Below are 18,702 nucleotides of genomic sequence, written 5' to 3'. Positions count from 1 at the left end.
TCACCCCAGAACTCGTCGCCCTCCTCACCGCCTGCCTCGACAAACACCCCTACGAACGCCCCGACACCAAGGCCGCCATGCTCCGCCTACTCGGCCAGGAGTCGGCGGCCCTCACCCCCGACGAGGGCGACCGTACGGCCGACTCCGGGCCGGAGCGGAACTCCCCGGACGGAGCCGTTCCCGCGGCCGTAGCGGACGCACCGGCGCGGCCGCGCTGGGGGCCACCGGTACTCCCGGGAAGCACGCCTCCGGCGGGCGCGGTCGCGCCGCCCGATGCCGCGCCCATCCGGGAACGGCAGAAGGCCGGTGGCTTTCCCCTCATACTGGCCGCCTGCGTCGGCGTGGTCGCCCTGCTGTCCGGACTCGGACTGTGGGCCGTCGAAAGCTACACCTCTCTTGGCCCCATGGGACGAACGGCCGCCGGGGGAGAGGTTTCCAATGTCCTCTCAGCGTCGCCGGGCCAGGGACGTGGCCTGCCGCCGGGAGACGGGCAGGGCGGCGAGGACATGTCGGCGGGCAAGGTGACCGTCCCCTGGGGGACCACGACGGAGCCGCAGGTCCCGGACGTCAGACCGCTGCGGCTGAACATTGAGGACCCGGCGGCGACGTCCCCTGCCCCGGCACCGACCTCGCCCGTCACCCCACCGTCGATTCCGTTGCCGGCGCTCCCGGCCACCACCGCGCCGGCGGCCCCGCGGAAAGCCGACCCCAAGGCACCGCCCACGGCCAGACCCAAGAAAACATCCGGGAACACCCGGGCCGCCAAGCCGACCGCCGAACCGACCGCCAAACCGGCGCCCAGACCCACAACGACGACGCGGAAGGCGAGCCCGACACAGAAGCCTTCGCAGACACCGACATCGACCAAACCCTCACAAGAACCGACATCAGCCAAACCCTCACAAGAACCGACCAAACCCTCGCAGGCACCGACATCAACCAAACCCTCACAACCCGCTAAGGCCGCGCAGACGACCGCCCCCGCGCCGAAGTCGACCCCGCCGGCTTCGCGTCCCAACCCCTACACTCCGCAGCAGGTCTGCGGATCGGGCTACTACGTGCAGCGCTCCGACTCCTTCAGCGGCGGAACCACCTACCAGCTCTACAACGCCTCCGCCGGCTCCAACTGCGTGGTCACCATGAAAAGCGCGAATGTGGGCACCGCCACCTCCATCTGGGCCACCCTGGAGGTCCAGGGCGGCGGAAGCAGGACCGACCGGGGCAACTACGAGTACTACGCCGGACCGGTCATCCTCTCCGCCAAGGGCAAGTGCGTCCGCTTCAGCGGCGGTGGACCGGGCGGCAGCACAGGCGCCGACTGGGCCAACTGCGGATGACATCCGGGGGACGGCCGATTCCTCGGCCGTCCCCCGGGTCCATTCCGGCTCTCGGCCGGGAGCCTCCGCTCGGCGGGCTCAGCCCCGGCTGGTCAGGCCTCCTCGGTCAACGATCGTCCCGTGATGTTTCCCGTCACTCCGTCTCGACCGATCTACGCGCTCGTCTTGCCTGTTCAACAGGCTTTCGATGATCGGAGACTTGGCGGACGGCCGCCGTTCGCCCCGTGCTCCCACGAGGCCGTTCGGTGATCACGCTTCTATGCTGTGGACTACCGCGCACCCGGCGAGGCGGAGGTGTAATGCAGACCCGTCGCGATCTTTACCAGGCGTACAAGCTGATGACCCAGCGCCTGGGAATGGCCCTCCTACAGGGCGAACCAGACCTTCCCGAGTCGCCGATGCGCAGGCACAACGTGGCGATGTTCGGCAGCGTGCTGGTCGCAGTGCTGGTGACGGCCGTCTTCGGCGTGCTGGGACTACTGAGTCCCGGCAACGGTACCGGGCTCACCGATCCAGGGGTCGTGATCATAGAGGAGGAATCAGGCGCGATCTTCATCTACAGCGCCCCACAGGGGAAGATGATCCCCGTCGACAACATGACCTCCGCCCGGTTGCTGCTGGGCGAGTCGGAGGTGAAGGTCAACTCGGTCACCGCGGCTTCGCTCGCACAGTTCCAGCGCGGCGTACTGGTGGGCATTCCGGGTGCGCCCAAGTCCCTGCCCGCCCACGACAACCTGGTCCGCACCCCCTGGTCGGCCTGCGTGCTGGAGGCCGCGGACACCAACGGTGAGCGCAAGCCGTACACCACGCTGATCGGCGGCCTCGACGTGGGCGGCGGGCCGATCGAGCCGGGCGCGGGCATCCTGGTCGAAGAAGGGGGGCAGGCCTGGCTGCTCTGGTCGAACCAGCGGATGCGCGTACCGGCCAAGAGCATGCGGGCGCTGTCCCAGGAAAAGCCCCGCCAGGTCCCCGCCGCATGGCTCAACGCGCTGCCCGTCGGGCCCGACTTCCAGAGCCCGTCCATCCAGGGCCTCGGCCGCACGGTGCGTGGCCCCGACGGCAGGAAGTCCGCGGTCGGCATGGTGTTCAAGGTGCCATCGGTGACCGAAGGACCCCCGAAGTGGTACGTCCTGCTCGCCGACGGGCTGGCGGACCTCACCCCCGCCCAGGCCGCCCTGCTGCTGGAGGATCCCGCCATCAAGCAGGCGTACGGCCGGAAACAGCCCCTGCCCGCCGACATGGCTCCCGCGATCGCGAACGGGATGAAGGAGTCGAAGACCCAGCTGGGCGTAAGCGGGCTTCCCACGACCATGCCGAAGATCATCCCGTCGCCCTCGGCGAGCCCGCTCTGCGCCGTCTATCCCGACACCGAACGCGGTTCGACCCAGGCTGTCCTGACGGTGGGCAGCACGATGCGGATTCCCCCACCCCCGAAGGGGTGGTTCAATCAGGACGTGGTGGATCAGGTGGTGCTCCCCCCGGGGCGCGGCGCCCTGGTGGGACTGCTGCCGGGAAACGGCAGGCTGGACGCGGTCGGGCCGCTCTTCCTGATCGGCGATCAGGGGCGGCGGCACTCCCTGCCGTCCTCGGAGGCGCTGACGAGCCTCGGCTACACCCTTGCGGAGGTCGCTCCGCTCCCGGCACACCTGGTGAAGCTGATCCCGGAGGGGCCGACGCTCGACGCCGCGGCCGCGAGCACGCCCATACAGGTCAGCAGACCGGCACCGGCCCGCTCTCAGGGATAGTCGCGGTGCGGCCGGGCGGAGCGTCACGGACCGTCCGACCCACGTGTCCGGCGCTCACGTCCGGCCTCGGCCCGGAGAGGGCGCGAGCACCGGACGCGCGGGCCGGACGGCCTCCGCTCAGCCGCGGTCCGGCCGCCCGGCTCCCCCCATGCGCTCCTCCATGGAGCGGGCGAAGGAGTCGTAGGCCTGTGTCAGCTGCTGCTCCGTCTTGGTGAAGTCGAACGGCTCCCGCGGGAGCTGCATGTCCTCTCCCAGCGCCCCGCCCAGCAGCTCACGTGCCTGGCGCTCGCCGTCCTCCTGGGACTCGCGAAACGCCTTCGTCAGCTCGTCGGCGAGGGCATGGCTGTCCAGGCGCATCACACGCGGGTTGAGTTCGATCTTCTCCAGATGGCCGGATCCGTTGGTGATCACACTGATCAGGCCGTCCGCGCCCGTTCCCGTGCCGCGGATCCCCTCAAGCTCCCCCTGGACGTTGGCAAGACGCTCCATCGCCTTCTCGGCTTCCCTGCCGATTCTTTCCAGGTCTTCCAGGTCGAAATTATCGGGATCAAATATCATACACCCTCCATCGAACCCTGTGTGATCAAAAATAACCCAAACCGCTCCTGACACGGAAGAAATTAACCGATACCGTCCTGTCAGTGCTAACGGCACACCATGAGCCGGTAACACCTGGCTTGACGTCGAGCGTGATACGGACCGGAGGAGAGTCAGGACATGGCCCAGGACAAGTACGTCACCTCCTCCAGCATCGGGAACATCCAGCGGAACCTCGGCGAGAAAGTGATACCGGGCCTCAGGGAGCTCAAAAGTGACATCGACTCCACCGATGTGGGCTTTCCCGGATTCGGGCTGATCGGCGCGCTGACGGGCAGCAAGTACAGCCAGACGCAGGACGACATCAAGAACATGGTCGAGGACGCCATCACCTCCGTCGAGGCCTGGATCGCCGCCCTGGAGACCATCAAGAAGAACTGGCGTGCCGCAGAGGACGCCAGCACCGTCGTCTACAGGTGACAACCGAGAAGAGGAGGGGAAGGCATGACCTTCGCCCTGGCCACGGTGGCTCTCGACAGGCTCAAGGCCGCCGCCAAGCTGGACCCTCGACTCTGGTTCGCGATAGCCGTCGTCACCCCGGCACTGGCCAACGTCCCGGGCATGGGTGACGCCAAGGCGAACTGGAACGGCCTCGCCAAGGACCTTGAGGTGAAGTACCCCAACATGGTCGGCAACGCGGTCTTCCTGTCCCGTGGAAACTGGATCGCCGAAGACGCGGAGGCCTTCCTGCACGCGACCGCGGTGTTCAGCGGCGAACTGCAGAGGCTCAGCGGCATCTGTTACAACGTGGAAGGCCAGCTCGACAAGGTGCGCGGCGCCTACTACGACTATTGGCTGGGAGTCGTCAAGATCGCCGGCGTGGCCCTTCTCTTCGCCCTGACCACCAGCGCACTGAGACTCACGCCGTGGGGGCTCAAGGCGCAGGAGTTGATGACCAAGCTCGCCATCACCGAGCAGGTGCTTCTCGCCAAGATGACGGGGCTTCTCCTGACCCACCTCCAGCTGTCGGGCGACACCCTGGTCACCCTTCTCAAGTCGATGGGCGATCTGTTCAACATCAAGCCGACCGGCGGTCTCAAGATCGACTTCCAGCAGGCCGTGATCGACACGAAGCCTCCCTCCCAGTGGGTGGCCCCCAAGCGCGACATCCCCGCGCCGTACCAGGCCCCCCCGGCCACCACCTGACCTCGGCGGCCACGGCCCGCGCGCCCGCCGGCCCCGCACGACAGGGGGAAGGCGGGCGGCGGCGGCTTACCGCGGCACGGTGCCCACGGGGTCGGCCGCGACGGTGCCCGGCCCGCCCGGACGGTCTGCGGACCGGCCAGGCCCCCGCCCCCGGCGGCGGCTACCAGCCGAACTCGGGGAGAAGTGAAGGTTGCTCCGTCTTGGGCATTTCGGGGGTAGGAGGAGTCAGCCCTCCTGTGGTCGAGTCGTACTTGAGGGCCTGGGTGAAGCTGGGCGTCTCTCCCTGGATGGCCTGCACGCCGGGCAGTTTCTGAGTCTGCTGCTGGACGAGAATGGCCACGGCGGTGAGAATCGCGGTGAACTTCCAAACTCCCTTACGAAGGGTGCTCACCAGCCCTGTCGCGAATTTCGAAAGACTGGCCACGATTTCTACCGCCGTAGCCTCTGCGGGCAGTGCGGCAACGGCACTGGAGCGAGCGGACATAACATAGGTCGCCAATCCCATCAGAATCGTTGCCAAGGACAGGCAGACCACGGCACCCACATAGAAGAGCGATGCCGCCGAGTCAAGGCTGTCTCCCATACCTTTACGGCGGTCATCAAGTAGCGCCAGCTCTTGGTCGAACTTATTGAAGTTCTCCATGAATGTGTTGTAGGACTGGCCCGCCCACTCCTGGTTGCTGCCGACCGCCTTCGCCAGTTTCCCCAGCTCCTGACGGATAAAAGCGATATCGCCGTCCGCCACGTTATCCGGTGCGGCCATCGGAGGGTGCCATTCCCTGGTCTCGGTTGTGAAGAGGGACGAAGAAGGAGCAAAGAGCGGCGTGACGCCGACGGGTGACTTTTCGCGCCACTGCGCCGCGGCTCTCTCCATCTCGGCCGGGTCGGAGACCATCGTTCCCATGATCACCACGAGGGGCCGCGCGTATGGCATGACGACCGACGCCCTTGTGGCCAGGGCGATTGCAGATCCGTACATGACAGAACCATCGACGTGCATTATTACGACAACCCGCCCTACTCGATCACAGAAGGCGCGACGTCACCGTCGCCGCCCCAGATGTCCTCTTCCACAGCGAGCCATGTGGAGCGTTCACGGTCCTTGTCGCCTTCGCCGCCCACCCCTCCGGCCATGGGGGCCATCGGCATCATGGGCATGCCGCTGGAACCCAGGCCCCGTCCCAGGCCGGCGCCCTGACCGGTGAGGCCGCCGGCGTTCGCGCCCCCGGCGGCACCTCCCGCATAGGTGCCTCCGCCCGTGCCGCTCCCTCCGTCGAGGCCCCGCTGTCCCGCGGACAGACCTTCCAGTCCGGGCGACCGGAGATCCGTCGTTCCCGGCATTCTGGGTGTGTTGGACAGAGCATCCGCCACGGCCGTCTTCGGGTCGTACCCGGCGAGCTGAGTTCTGAGCGGGTCCTCCAACGTGCCGGTACCCGGCGTGTTCTGGTCGAGACCGTTCAGATCAGGCGGATTGACGTTGCCCGCCGCCCCCGTCCCGTCCTGGCCCTGACCGAGGCCAGGGGTCTCGGGGAGGTCGTCGATCCCGGGGGGCTTAGAAAGGTCGTCGATCCCGGGGGTCTCGGGAAGGTCGCCGGAGCCGGGGAGCTCGTTGTCGAGACCTCCCAGCTCGGGGTCGAACGAGGGGGTCTCGCCGGCCCCCAGGCCACCCAGTTTCGACGGGTCGAACGAGGGACCGCCCCCGCCGGGCGGGGTTTCCTCCGGATCCCCGCCGCCCTCTCCGGCCTTTTCGGCTTCTTTGGCGTTCTTCGCGGCGCTGGAGAGCGCCACTTTCCAGGACTCCAACACCTCTCTGGCCTTTTCCAGGGCATCGGCGGCACCGTCACGCACCTGATCGTGCACCACATTCAGACCTCCACCGATGACGCCGAAGGTGAGCATGTGCATATTGATGGCCTTGGTCTTGCCGCTGAGATCCGTCATGAACCCGGCACGTTTCCCCATGCTGTCGCCCAGGCCCTGGACCTTGTCATGGTTCATCTTGAACTCGGAGTCCATAAGACGCGGGTCGACGACGCCGGGTTTCGTCGTGCTCTGGGTCGGAAAACCCCCGGGAAAGCCGTAGGGATTATTTCCAGAGGAAGCGGAAGAGTCAGCCACAAGGACCTCCACCACGGGAATGAGCCCCGTGAAAGCTGATCGCGTCGACCACGCAGACTACGTCAGTTGTTCGGCCTCCGTACAGGGCGATCCCCCACCAGCCACTTCGTAAGGGAACATCCATGCAGAAGATGGATCTCCCTCCTCGGCCACCGGTGCGATCGTCACCCTCGCCGCGACATCCCTCCGATTAAACGGGCGACCTCAATACGGACTTTAGTTCACATTTCCGACATAAACCCCGAACATCAATGATAGCTGCAGTTCCTAGCGAGCTGCACATATACTAAATATATATACAATTGCAATCAAATATTAACTTGATCACCCGTGGGCGGTGTGACGCTTGATCGCTAGTGTGGTTCTCTATCGTCATTGCCTGACCGTCCAAGGGCGGGCGAGTGCGAGCAGATCACGTGGAGGTGACCGTGGCGCAGCAGGCACAGGTAAAAGAGCAAGATCTCCAGGACGCCATCAACTGGATCGGAGACGCCGCGGAGAGAATCCGCGCCATCCAGAGGAACCTGGACACGGCGGGCGCCGAGCTGCGCGTCAACTGGCAGGGCCAGTCACATCACGCCTTCAACAAGGTCCACCTGCTCTGGCACGACCGCATCGACGTCATCCTGGAGAGTCTCCAGAACCTCGCACGGAGCATCCAGGCCAACAACAAGAACTACAGGGCGTTCAACGAGGCGGCGACAGCCGAGATCAGCAAGCTCGAAGGCCTCATCAACGCCGCCGCGCCGGCCAGCTTCAACAGGTAAGTCCTCTCAACCTGCCCTTCGAGAACGAACGGAGACCGTGATGGATGACTTCGACGTCACCAAGGTCAACTTCAGCGGGCTGGACCTGGGCGAAAGCGCCTTCCAGTCGGCCTTCAACAGCCTGGTCGGCGAGCTCGAAGACCTGGAGACCAAGCTCAACCAGAAGACCGCGATCTGGGAGGGCGGCGCGCGGGAGGCGTACAACGTCACTCGGGCGACCTGGCAGACCGAGGCGAAGGGGCTGGCCGACATCGTGTCGATGATGGCCAAGAACATCAACATCACCAGGATGAACATGCAGGACGTTGAGCGGATCAACACCGCCATGTTCGACGGCAGGTGATCGAAGGCACACCTGTGCAGCCCTCTCGGCCACTAGAGGGTGTGAGACGTGACCGTGAACGGGGTGTTTGCGAATGGGTCGCGACGGTGGAGTCGAAGTCAGTCACCAGGCCGTCAACAACGCCAAGGCGGACCTCGAAGAAGTGCTCAAGCTGTTGAATCCCGGCTGGGACAAGGGCACGGAGACACCCGCCTTCCCCGAGGGCGGCGCCGTCCGGCAGCTGAGTCACGATTCCGAGGCGGTCGGTGGCTTCTGGCCTGCCGCGCAGGGCTACCACACGAGCTTCCGTAATGCCGATCTCGCGGTCAGCGGCGCCTACCTCGAGATCACACTTCAGCTCGAACACGCGATCACGCTGCTCAAGACGGCGGTCACGAACCTCGAAAACGCCGAAGGCGCGGGAGCGGCCCACGCCGGTCAGGCGCAGGTCTAGGTCTGGGCCTGACCGGCATGGTCCCCATGTGCGGCGGAACAGACGGCAGGTCGGCTCAAGAAGACGGGTGAGGGCTCATGGTTGTCAGAGAGACGCCGATCAAAACAGAGATCAGCACATCCGAGGCCGTCATCACGCTGGACTTGCTGAAGGACGCATTCGACAAGGTCAAGCCGGAGCTGATCCAGAGCGCGGCGGGAGAGTTCAGGTCGGTGATGGCCAACCTGAAGACCCTGATCGCCTGTCTCGACCGGCACCTCGACTCCTTCGACAAGAAGTGGACCGCCGGCGAGGACGCCAAGATGGTGAAGGCCCAGCTCCGGCGGCTCCGCGAGTCGGCGCAGAGCGTGGTCGACGCGATCGTGACACCCAATCCGCCGGGCAAGACGGGACCCTTCCCACCCAAGGGGATCGCCCCGGCCCTGGAGATGTACAGCTCCACGCTGAAGGCGTTCAGGGGTGACCAGCCGGACAGCGTGGACCGGGACGTCTCCTTTCTCGAAGGGGCCGCACAGGGCGGGACGATCGGCCTCACCGGAGGCGCGATATTCGGCGGCGTGCCCGGAGCGGTCATCGGGGGCGTGAGTGGCGCGGTCGTCGGAGGCGTCACGACGCTGTTCACCGACGGCCCTTTCCAGAACCTGTTCGGCGACTCGAAAGAGGAACAGGAACTGAAGGCAGCCAAGAAATACCTGAAGAAGCTGACCGCGGCCACCGCCCAGAACAATGAGGCGTTTCCGGACTCGGTCAGGACCGACACCCCGGAATTCTCCATGCCCAACCCCTACCTCCCCCCCGGTGCTCTCCCGGTAGGCACCTACCCACCCGGTGGCGGTGCTGGGCAAGTCCCGGGCGGAGTCCCGGCATACGACCTGACCGCCGGGAACGACTTCACCGTGCCCGGTTCCGGTCTCGACGGCCTGAACGGTGACGGTTTCGGCGTCCCGGGGGTCAACGCGCCCGTTTGGAACGGCTCCGGCGCGAACGGGCCAGGCTGGAACGTCCCCGGCCTGAACGGAACCGATCTGAACGGGACCGGCCTGAACGGGACCGGCGTCAACGGCGGCTACCCCGACGGCTCGGGGACCAACGGCACGGGCAAGGACGGCGGTTCATCCGGGGATCCCGGAAACGACACCAGACTGGCCGGCTACAACTCGCACGTGCCCGACTTCGCCGGCCAGCAGAGTTCCCCGGGCAGCGGCTCCGGGTACTCCGCCTCGGTAGGCGGAGGGGTCGGCTACGGAGGCATCGGGGCGGGAGGCGACTTCAGGGGCGCGGGTACCGCACGTGCCCTCAGCGCGGGCACCGGGTCGATGATGCCCCTCGTCCCGCACAGCGGGGCCGGTCGCGAGGACGACGAGGAGCGTGAACGGTCCACGTGGTTGCTGGAGGACGAGGACCTGTTCATGAGCGACCGTCCGGTGACGTCGCCCTTCATCAACGGGGCACCGAAAGGTAAGGCATGAGTAGCGAGGATCTCGGCACACCGGCTCCCGAGCTTGAACTCGAGAAGAACTGGCCGGGACTTGACGGGGCGCCCGCGAACGGCGGTCCCAACGCCGATCATGCCCGGATCAAGAAGATCGCCGAGGCGCTGAGACATGAGGTCGACACGCTGAAGGGCTCCATGGATCAGGGGGGTTACCGCGACTGGTTCGGCCCCCAGGTGGGTCCCGCCGATACCGGCAAATGGAAGGCGGCCGACTACTTCGGCCAGAACGTCACGCAGGGCTACCGGGTACTGACCGGAAAATATCAGGCATTGCTCGAACAGTACGAGGCTCTGGTCGTGGCGATCGAGAAGGCCGTCAAAAATTACGAAAAGAGTCACGACGCCAGCAGCGCGTGAGGTTATGGCGGGGGTGTCACCATGGGATCCAACCGCGGCTGGGAACCGATCAAGGTCCACGCGAATCTGCACGGCATCGACGAGGGGCCGCTCACAAGGGACGATATCAAGGCGAAGTTCGACGCCACCAACCCGGACCGGTTGGAGCAGGCGGGGAATGCCTTTCTCGCCTGCTCCGAACTGCTCGGCGGCAAGTCGGGAGGTAACGGCGCATCCGAGTTCGGGATCCAGGCCACGATCACCAGTGCGGCCAGGGAACTGGCGGACGCGTGGAGCGGCGACGGTGCGGCCAAGGTGCAGACCGCACTCCGCCAACTCCATGCCACCGCGGGAGCACTCGGCGACGCGATGCTGGCGACCGGCGCGCCGCTTTCCTGGTACGCGCTGCGGCTCAGGCACTACCGCGACACGGTGCCGCCCCTCCCCCTGACCCCGAGCCAGAATCCCTCGGAGGGCGCCGGAGGTGGCAACACGGGTATCCCGCGCGACTACTCCGGCAGCTCCCAAGGGGGCGCCGGAGGCGGCAACACGGGTATCCCGAGCCAGAATCCCTCGGAGGGCGCCGGAGGTGGCAACACGGGTATCCCGCGCGACCACTCCGGCAGCACGGGTACGCCACCCCTCGACCCGAACGAACCGGCCCGGGCCCACCTACGCGCCTTCAACGAGGAGATCGTCGAGATAAACACCACCCTCGCCGAGGGACTGGCCTTCGATTTCCCCACCATCGAGCCGATCGACTTCGCCCCGGAGCGCAAGGCTCCGCCGGTCACCGTAGGCGGTTCCGGTGCGCCTGACACGCGCTCCGACGGGACGTGGAACGGCGGCTACAACACGTCCGGCGGGTCCCCGGGTCAGGACGGCTCCGGCGGAACGAGCGGCACGAACGGCCCCGGCGGAACGAGCGGGCCAGGTGGCTCGGACAGCCCCGGCGAGCCCGGCGGGCCGGAGGGCTCGGACGAGCCGGACGCCCCCGGCGAATCCGGAGAGCCGGACGGCCAGGGCGAGCCGGACGGTCAAGGCGAGCCGGACGAGCAGGGCGACGGGACCACCGGTCCCGGCGGGGAGGACGGGACGGGGCAGGAGGTGCCGCCCGTCATCGGCGCGATGGACGATCCGTCCCAGCAGACCGAGCTGGCCAACGCCTACCAGAACCCCTGGACCGCAAGCCCCGGCACGAACGGCCAGACCGGGCCGAGCACGCTGACCAACCCCTTCGACAGCCGCGCCCTCACCGGGGTCGGCCCCAACACACTCAACCCCAACGGGATGATCAGTCCTGTCCAGGAGGGCATGGGTGGTGTCCGTCCCCCCGGCATCGTGTTCGGCGGTCAGGGGTCCGTCGGGGCGCACATGAGCGAGACGGGCGTTCTGCGGGCGGGCACGAGCACGGCGGGCTCCTCGTTCATGCCGTTCATGCCGGGCGCCGGCGCCACCGGCGAGGGGGAGCAGGAGCGCGACCGGACGGTCTACGCACCGGAGGGCGACGTGTGGACCTCCCAGCATCAGACGATCTCTCCCCTCATCGGCCACGAGTGATCGGCGTGCGCCAGGAGGGGCAGCGCCTCGGCGAGCTACCGGCCAGGAGCAGGCGGTTCCTCGTCGGACGCCGGCCAGGGGATCCCGGTGAGGTTGAGGGCGACTGCGAGTTCGGCCGACGATTGCAGCGCCACGACGGTCTACCTGCTCAGAGGTCGAGGCGGCGGCTGATGCGGTCGAGTTCGCCCATCACATCCTCGAAGGTGCGATTGTAGGCCGTCTCCATCTCCCTGACCTGGTCCAGTACCGCGTCGGGGTCGTTCATGTATTTCATGGGGTTGCCCTCCTCGCCGAACGCCCCCTCCATGACCTCGCCCGTCTGCTTCTGGAGATCCTGGGCCGCGTCCCGGACGGCCTCCTTGATCTTTTCGGAGAGCTCGCTCGAGCTCAGGCGCATCGCCTTGGGATGGAGTTCGAGTTCACGCAGCCCGTCGCCTGCGTACTCCACTCTGACCAGGCCGTCTTCGTCCTGCGCGTGCCCGACCAGCGTGGCCATGCTTTTCCGGACGCTCTCCATGCGGGCCAGGTAACCGTCGGTGCTCTTTAGCAGCTTGTCGATGTCAATGTTCGCGAAATTCCCGAGCTCCGTCATCGGCTGTCCCGTTTTCTCCCGCGGCCGCCCGGCCGCATATCCGCCCAAAGGCACATGTAGCCATTTTCGCAACAACCTAGCCTCGCGGTGGATACGCAAGCAATCCACTCGCCGTGTCGGCCGCTCAGCCGGCCAGGCCGCGCACCCAGGAGTAGACGTCCAGCACGCCCAGGGCGAGCGGGAACAGTGCGACGATCAGCAGGAGTTCCAGGATGTCCCCCGCGCGTCCCCAGAACGGGGAGGGCCTCCCGTACGGCAGCCACAGACCGATGCCCGCCGAGAGCAGCGCGATGAACAGCATCCCCATCACCGCGGCGATCGCCGCGACGCCGCCCGCACCGGCGACCTTCGAGATCATGAGAATGACGATCCCCGCGGCACCGGAGATCAGCAGCCAGAGCCGCTGGCCGAGCCCGTGGAAGACACGGGCCCGCATGATGAGCGTCAGCGACAGCGTCAGCGCGGTGGCCACGGCGGCCCAGCCGTCGCCCATCGCGAGACACACCAGGGCGGCCAGCGCCACCATGCCCGTCCCTGCGACCAGCCCGGTCGCGTAGCGCTGCGCGTGGAGGGTGCGCTCCCGGACGGAGGCGCCGTCGATCTGCTCGTTGTCGTTGCGCAGTTCCTCGGCGCTGGTCGGCATCGTGGGCATCGGCAGACGGGCGAGCCGGAACGACAGCATCGGGATCAGCGGGCTGAAGGCCAGCAGGATCGCGATGGTCATCGCCGCGACTCCCGAAGGGGAGGCCCCGGAGACCATCACGACGGCGGCGCTCACCGATCCGGTCATCGAGGCGATCGCGGTGCCGAGGAAGCCCGGTACGCCGTCGGCGATCGCGATCACACTGATGGTGGCCACAAGGCCGACGCAGGCGAAGGCGGCGAGCAGGTTCGGCGCGCTGAAGCCGAACGCTCCCCCGGCGCTCGCCGGCGCCATGAACCCGGCGAAGAAGCCGTACGGCAGCGCCGCATAACCGATCAGCGCGCCCGCCCCCGAGTCGCCCATGGCCCGGGACAGCACGGTGCCCGCGACGATCAGAAGGACCGCGAACACCCCGGCCAGCACGGCGGAGACCACCCACGGAGGCCCCGCCAGCGCCAGGGCGGCCGACCCGGTGACGAGAACGGCCGTCGCGATCCCCACCCCCACCAGGCGGGTGTGCCTGTCACTCCATTTCCCCGGCCCCTCCGAGACACCCGTGGCGACCACGTCGGCCACGTCGTCGAACATGGCCGGAGGCAGCACGGCCTCGAGCGGCCGGAGGTAGAGCACCTCGCCGTCGAGCACGCCCAGGGTTCCGAGGCTCTGTCCGATGTCGAGCGGGGTGCCGCCTGGCCGCTGCAGCACCCACCCGGGGGCCGACGCCGAGTCGCCTCCGACCTCGCCCACCGCGCGCAGCAGGCTCGGCAGCACGTGGGGCAGCGGGATGTCCGCGGGCAGCGCCAGGTCGACCTTTCTGCTGGGAGCCACGATCGTGACGTGACACAGCGCCGGCAGCGGCGCGGCGAACTGTGCCAGCGCGCCCTGTGGCATCGGCCCCTGAGCGGGCGGTTGAGCCAGCGACCTCACAGTCGTACTCCCTCTTACCACAGACATCGCGGACATCAGGGATACGGTATCGAGGAGATTGGGATCATGCGCTACAGCCTCACATAGCCGTTTTCTGGTAGGAAGTAGCGCAAACGATCAAGGGGACGGTTCCAGGATGAGCATCGTCATCGTACGGCGCCCGGAGCGCCGTCCAGCACCCAAACCTCCCCGGGGTGAGATCCTGCTCGAATCACCGCCCGAGATCCCCGAGGTCCAGTCGCAGGGCTTCATGGCAGTGCTGACCTACCTGCCTATGATCGCGGGCGGCGCCGCGATGGGCCTGATGTTCACCGCCGGCGGCAATTCCAATCCGATCATGTACGTGGCGAGTGGCCTGTTCGCCGTGTCCATGATGGGAATGACGCTGGGCCAGATAGGCCGCCAGTCCGGTGAGCGCAAGCAGCGGCTGAACGGCCTGCGCCGCGACTACTTCCGCTACCTCTCCCAGGTCCGCAAGAAGGTACGGCGTGCTGCCGTACAGCAGCGCGAGGCCCTCGAATGGAGCGGCCCCGCCCCCGACTCCCTGTGGTGGGTCGCCATGAGCCAGCGCCTGTGGGAACGGCGGCCCCGCGACGACGACTTCGGCACGGTACGGCTCGGCACGGGTGTGCAGAAGCTCGCCATCCAACTGATCCCACCCGACTCCAAACCGGTCGAGGACCTGGACGCCCTGTCGGCCGGTGCGCTGCGGAGATTCGTCCGGGCGCACTCGACGGTGGCCGGGCTGCCGGTGGCCGTGGCCCTGCACTCCTTCGCGCGGATCAAACTGACGGGTGACCCGCCGGCCGTACGTGAGCTCGTGCGGGCGATGATCGCCCAGATGGCCGTGTTCCACTCCCCGGACGACATGCGGATCATGGTGTGCGCGAGCAAGGAGTGGATGCCCCAGTGGGACTGGGCCAAGTGGCTGCCCCACACGCTGCACCCGGAAGAGACCGACGCCGCCGGCCAGGTGCGGCTGATGGCCGAGGATCTCGGCGAGCTCGACCGGATGCTCGGCTCGGAGCTGAAGGAACGCGCACGGTTCAAGCCCGGCGCCTCCTCCGACGCCCTGCCGTACCACGTGCTGATCATCGACGGTGGCCACGTGCCGCATGACTCCCAGCTCGGCACCGATGCCATCCAGGGCGTCACCGTGATCGACCTGTCCGAATCGGCGGGGCCGATCGAGGAGAAGAGCACCCTCCGGCTGGACATCCAGCCGGACGGCTTCCACATGATCAAGATCGATCACGCGGGCAAGGAGAGCTCGACCCGCCTCGGTGATCCCGACCAGCTGGACTTCCTGCGGCTCGAAGGTCTGGCACGGCAGCTCGCCCCCCTGCGGGTGTCGACCGCCAAGGGAGGGGAGACGCAGGACGTGCTCGCGATGAACACATCCCTGACCGACCTGCTCGGCGTCGGTGACCCGACCCGCCTCGACGCGTCAGTGGCGTGGCGCCCCCGGGCCGGCCGCAACCGGCTGCGGGTGCCGATCGGTCTCGGCGTGGACGGGCGCCTGGTCGAACTCGACATCAAGGAGTCGGCGCAGGGCGGCATGGGCCCGCACGGCCTGGTCATCGGCGCCACCGGCTCGGGCAAGAGCGAACTGCTGCGGACTCTGGTGCTCGGTCTGGCGATCACCCACTCGTCGGAGATCCTGAACTTCGTCCTGGTCGACTTCAAGGGCGGCGCCACCTTCCTCGGCCTCGACACCCTGTCCCACGTCTCGGCGGTCATCACCAACCTCGAGGACGAGCTGCCACTCGTCGACCGCATGTACGACGCCCTGCACGGGGAGATGGTCCGTCGCCAGGAGTTGCTGCGCGCCGCCGGCAACTACGCCTCTCTGCGCGACTACGAGCGCGCCCGCGAGCAGGGCGTCGACCTGAAGCCGATGCCCACCCTGTTCGTGGTGATCGACGAGTTCAGCGAGCTGCTCTCGGCCAAGCCCGAGTTCATCGAGCTGTTCGTGATGATCGGCCGGCTCGGCCGCTCCCTCGGTGTCCACCTCCTACTGGCCTCCCAGCGCCTGGAGGAGGGACGGCTGCGCGGCCTGGACACCCACCTGTCCTACCGGGTCGGCCTGCGCACCTTCTCGGCGATGGAGAGCCGGGTCGTGCTCGGCGTCGCCGACGCCTACGAACTGCCGTCCGCTCCGGGCAACGCCTATCTCAAGTTCGACACCACCGGGATGACCCGGTTCAAGGCCGCCTACGTGTCCGGGCCCTACCAGGTGGATCCCCATAACGTGGCGACGCCGGACGGGCAGGGACCCGTGCGGCAGGTCGTGGAGTACGGTCCGGAGTTCGTTCCGGTCCCCGTCGTGGAAGAGCCCAGGAAGGAGCTGCCTGCGGCGGACGGACCGGCCGACCGGAGCTTGGTCAGCCTGCTGGACGTCGTGGTGAACAGGCTGAACGGCCAAGGGCCGCCCGCCCACCGGATCTGGCTGCCCCCGCTGGGTGACCCACCGACCCTCGCTCACCTGCTCCCGCCGCTGTCGGTCACGCCGGAGTTCGGGCTCAGCACGACCGGGTGGGGAGGCCGGGGCCGGCTACACGCCGTCGTGGGCCTCATCGACAAGCCGTTCGAGCAGCGTAGTGATCCGTACTGGCTGGACATGTCGGGCGCCACCGGTCACGTCGGCGTCGCCGGAGGAACACAGAGCGGCAAGAGCACGGTGCTGCGCACGCTGGTCACCAGCATGGCACTCATGCACACCGCGCGCGAGGTGCAGTTCTACTGTCTGGACTTCGGCGGCGGCTCCCTTGCCTCGCTGGAGGGGCTCCCCCACGTGGGCGGGGTCGCCAGCCGTCTCGACGGCGATCGCGTCCGCCGCACGGTCGCCGAGATCGCCACCCTCCTCGAACAGCGAGAACGCGACTTCACCGAGCAGGGGATCGACTCGATCATCACCTATCGCAGGCAGCTCGCCGACGGCACGATCGAGGGTGACGGGTACGGCGACGTCTTCCTGGTGGTCGACGGCTGGCTGACCATCAGGCAGGACTTCGAGACACTCGAGCCCATCATCACCGACCTGGCCGCGCGCGGGCTCGGCTACGGCATCCACGTCGTGGCCTCCACCAACAAGTGGTCGGAGTTCCGTCCGGGCATCCGGGATCTGTTCGGCACCCGGGTGGAGCTCAAGCTCGGTGACGCCTACGAGTCGGAGGTCAACCGCAAGTCGGCGCTGGCCGTGCCCGAGGGCATACCGGGCCGCGGGCTCACCAAGGAGGGACTGCACTTCCTGTCCGCGCTCCCCCGGATCGACGGCGTCCGGAAGGCCGACGACCTGTCCGTCGGCGGGCGCGCGCTCGTCCACGCGATCAGAGACGCCTGGCAGGGCCCCTCCGCCCCCGGCGTGCGACTGCTGCCGCCGGTGTTGCCCGCCGAGACACTGCCCGACGCGACACAGACCGGTCCAGGCCGGATCCCGGTCGGCATCGACGAGGCCACCCTGATGCCCGTCATCCTCGACTTCGACACCGACCCGCACTTCATCGTGGTGGGGGACACCGAGAGCGGGAAGTCCAACCTGCTGCGCCTGATCTGCGAGAGCGTGGTCGCCCGGCACACGCCGTACGAGGCCAGGATGATCGTGATCGACTACCGGCGGTCGCTACTGGACTCCGCCGTCACCGAGCACCGCATCGGCTACGCCGCCTCCAGCGCGGCGGCGCTCGAACTGATCAACGACGTGCGCAGCGCGCTGCTCAAGCGGCTTCCTCCGGCCGACCTCACGCCCGAACAGCTCCGGGCGAGAAACTGGTGGCAGGGTTCGGATCTGTACATCGTCGTCGACGACTACGACCTCGTCGCGACCTCGTCCAATCCGCTGCAACCGCTGGCGGAGCTACTGCCGCAGGCCCGTGACATCGGGCTGCACCTGATCATGTCGCGTGCGATGGGCGGCGTCGGGCGGGCGATGTACGACCCGATCATCCAGCGGATGAAGGACATGGCCAGCCCCGCCGTGATCCTGTCGGGCAACAAGGACGAGGGCTTCCTGTTCGGCAACGTGCGGCCACATCCGCTCCCGCCGGGCCGGGGCTACTTCGTCGACAGGAAGTACGGCGCACGCCTCACGCAGACCGCCTTCATGCCGCCTCAGGCGCCTCCGGAAACCGGCTGACGGACCGAGGCCGGCCGGCCTCGGTCCGTGGCAGACTGATCGCCGTACCACAGATATGCATTTATTTTAAAACACGGTCTTTCGTGATGACATAGAGCCCATCTTCATAGATCATGTTTTGGGCGAACGGCGCCATCCCTGCCCGAAAGCCCCTCATTCGCAGACACATCATGCGAAATCCGATTAATCAGGCTAAGTACGTGAACGGAGCTGGATGGCGACCCACAACGGCTACGAGGTGTACCCACAGGCCATCCGGCTGAGAAGCCCCGACTTCACCGCTCACGGCAGGACACTCGAAGACGCCAGAGGCTCGCTTAAAACCACGCTGGCCGCCGCGGGCTCACCCTGGGGCGACGACCACTTCGGCAAACAGTTCGAGAAAGGTTATCTGCCGCTCATGGAAGCCGTCCTCCAACGACTGGACGAGGCGGCCAAGGCGTTGTACGAGCTCAGGACCGGACTCGACCTGGTGGCGACACGATACGAGGAAGCCGAGCGGCAGAGCACGATAAGGCCGTGACCCGA

16 protein-coding genes and 1 pseudogene are annotated in these 18,702 nt (G+C 67.3%); 12 read left to right on the top strand and 5 right to left on the bottom strand.

The window, feature by feature from the left end; all coding sequences use genetic code 11:
* A pseudogene (locus AB0K21_RS39920) lies at positions 1 to 1,337 on the top strand (serine/threonine protein kinase); the annotation flags it as partial.
* A 299-nt stretch (positions 1,338 to 1,636) separates the two neighbouring features.
* Positions 1,637 to 3,082, top strand: coding sequence for a type VII secretion protein EccB (eccB, locus tag AB0K21_RS39915; protein ID WP_343976769.1), 1,446 nt, complete (start codon positions 1,637 to 1,639; stop codon positions 3,080 to 3,082).
* A gap of 117 nt (positions 3,083 to 3,199) precedes the next feature.
* Here the strand turns inward: eccB and AB0K21_RS39910 are convergent, their stop codons facing one another.
* Entirely contained in the window at positions 3,200 to 3,640 is a 441-nt protein-coding gene (locus tag AB0K21_RS39910) for a YbaB/EbfC family nucleoid-associated protein (RefSeq protein ID WP_343976772.1), read from the bottom strand.
* Positions 3,641 to 3,799: 159 nt separating this feature from the next.
* Between AB0K21_RS39910 and AB0K21_RS39905 the strand changes: the two genes are divergently transcribed.
* Together AB0K21_RS39905 and AB0K21_RS39900 are read left to right on the top strand one after the other, a co-directional pair.
* Complete coding sequence (locus tag AB0K21_RS39905) at positions 3,800 to 4,099, top strand: hypothetical protein (RefSeq protein WP_343976775.1); 300 nt, start codon at positions 3,800 to 3,802, stop codon at positions 4,097 to 4,099.
* 24 nt (positions 4,100 to 4,123) lie between these two features.
* The gene (locus AB0K21_RS39900; RefSeq protein ID WP_343976778.1) at positions 4,124 to 4,825 is read left to right on the top strand and encodes a hypothetical protein; all 702 of its coding nucleotides are present in this window, start codon (positions 4,124 to 4,126) and stop codon (positions 4,823 to 4,825) included.
* 160 nt (positions 4,826 to 4,985) lie between these two features.
* Here the strand turns inward: AB0K21_RS39900 and AB0K21_RS39895 are convergent, their stop codons facing one another.
* Positions 4,986 to 5,804 (bottom strand): hypothetical protein, encoded by an 819-nt coding sequence (locus AB0K21_RS39895; protein ID WP_343976781.1) that lies wholly within the window; start codon positions 5,802 to 5,804, stop codon positions 4,986 to 4,988.
* Positions 5,805 to 5,842: 38 nt separating this feature from the next.
* The gene (locus AB0K21_RS39890; protein ID WP_364157585.1) at positions 5,843 to 6,823 is read right to left on the bottom strand and encodes a hypothetical protein; all 981 of its coding nucleotides are present in this window, start codon (positions 6,821 to 6,823) and stop codon (positions 5,843 to 5,845) included.
* Between the two features lie 521 nt (positions 6,824 to 7,344).
* Between AB0K21_RS39890 and AB0K21_RS39885 the strand changes: the two genes are divergently transcribed.
* The 6 genes from AB0K21_RS39885 (at position 7,345) to AB0K21_RS39860 (ending at position 11,877) form a co-directional block, all read left to right on the top strand.
* Positions 7,345 to 7,710, top strand: a complete 366-nt coding sequence (locus tag AB0K21_RS39885) for a WXG100 family type VII secretion target (protein WP_343976787.1) — start codon at positions 7,345 to 7,347, stop codon at positions 7,708 to 7,710.
* A 40-nt stretch (positions 7,711 to 7,750) separates the two neighbouring features.
* A complete protein-coding gene (locus AB0K21_RS39880; RefSeq protein ID WP_343976790.1) occupies positions 7,751 to 8,053 on the top strand; it encodes a WXG100 family type VII secretion target in 303 nt (100 codons plus the stop codon).
* Between the two features lie 73 nt (positions 8,054 to 8,126).
* Complete coding sequence (locus AB0K21_RS39875) at positions 8,127 to 8,486, top strand: hypothetical protein (RefSeq protein WP_343976794.1); 360 nt, start codon at positions 8,127 to 8,129, stop codon at positions 8,484 to 8,486.
* A 77-nt stretch (positions 8,487 to 8,563) separates the two neighbouring features.
* Positions 8,564 to 9,955 (top strand): hypothetical protein, encoded by a 1,392-nt coding sequence (locus tag AB0K21_RS39870; protein ID WP_343976797.1) that lies wholly within the window; start codon positions 8,564 to 8,566, stop codon positions 9,953 to 9,955.
* Complete coding sequence (locus AB0K21_RS39865; protein WP_343976800.1) at positions 9,952 to 10,338, top strand: hypothetical protein; 387 nt, start codon at positions 9,952 to 9,954, stop codon at positions 10,336 to 10,338. The genes AB0K21_RS39870 and AB0K21_RS39865 overlap by 4 nt, the downstream gene beginning before the upstream one ends.
* A gap of 21 nt (positions 10,339 to 10,359) precedes the next feature.
* Complete coding sequence (locus AB0K21_RS39860) at positions 10,360 to 11,877, top strand: hypothetical protein (RefSeq protein WP_343976803.1); 1,518 nt, start codon at positions 10,360 to 10,362, stop codon at positions 11,875 to 11,877.
* A gap of 148 nt (positions 11,878 to 12,025) precedes the next feature.
* Here the strand turns inward: AB0K21_RS39860 and AB0K21_RS39855 are convergent, their stop codons facing one another.
* Positions 12,026 to 12,469, bottom strand: coding sequence for a YbaB/EbfC family nucleoid-associated protein (locus AB0K21_RS39855; protein WP_343976806.1), 444 nt, complete (start codon positions 12,467 to 12,469; stop codon positions 12,026 to 12,028).
* A gap of 124 nt (positions 12,470 to 12,593) precedes the next feature.
* The gene (gene eccD / locus AB0K21_RS39850; protein WP_343976809.1) at positions 12,594 to 14,039 is read right to left on the bottom strand and encodes a type VII secretion integral membrane protein EccD; all 1,446 of its coding nucleotides are present in this window, start codon (positions 14,037 to 14,039) and stop codon (positions 12,594 to 12,596) included.
* A gap of 136 nt (positions 14,040 to 14,175) precedes the next feature.
* On the opposite strand from eccD, the gene eccCa reads away from it, so the two are divergent.
* Together eccCa and AB0K21_RS39840 are read left to right on the top strand one after the other, a co-directional pair.
* The gene (eccCa, locus tag AB0K21_RS39845) at positions 14,176 to 18,174 is read left to right on the top strand and encodes a type VII secretion protein EccCa (RefSeq protein ID WP_343976812.1); all 3,999 of its coding nucleotides are present in this window, start codon (positions 14,176 to 14,178) and stop codon (positions 18,172 to 18,174) included.
* 214 nt (positions 18,175 to 18,388) lie between these two features.
* The gene (locus AB0K21_RS39840) at positions 18,389 to 18,697 is read left to right on the top strand and encodes a hypothetical protein (protein ID WP_343976815.1); all 309 of its coding nucleotides are present in this window, start codon (positions 18,389 to 18,391) and stop codon (positions 18,695 to 18,697) included.
* The last annotated feature ends 5 nt before the right edge of the window (positions 18,698 to 18,702 follow it).

Source organism: Streptosporangium sp. NPDC049248 (genome assembly GCF_040678965.1).
GTDB classification, from domain to species: Bacteria; Actinomycetota; Actinomycetes; order Streptosporangiales; family Streptosporangiaceae; genus Streptosporangium; species Streptosporangium fukuiense.
The sequence above is the reverse complement of the archived record's forward strand: the minus strand, read 5'-3'. Positions and strand labels throughout refer to the sequence as shown.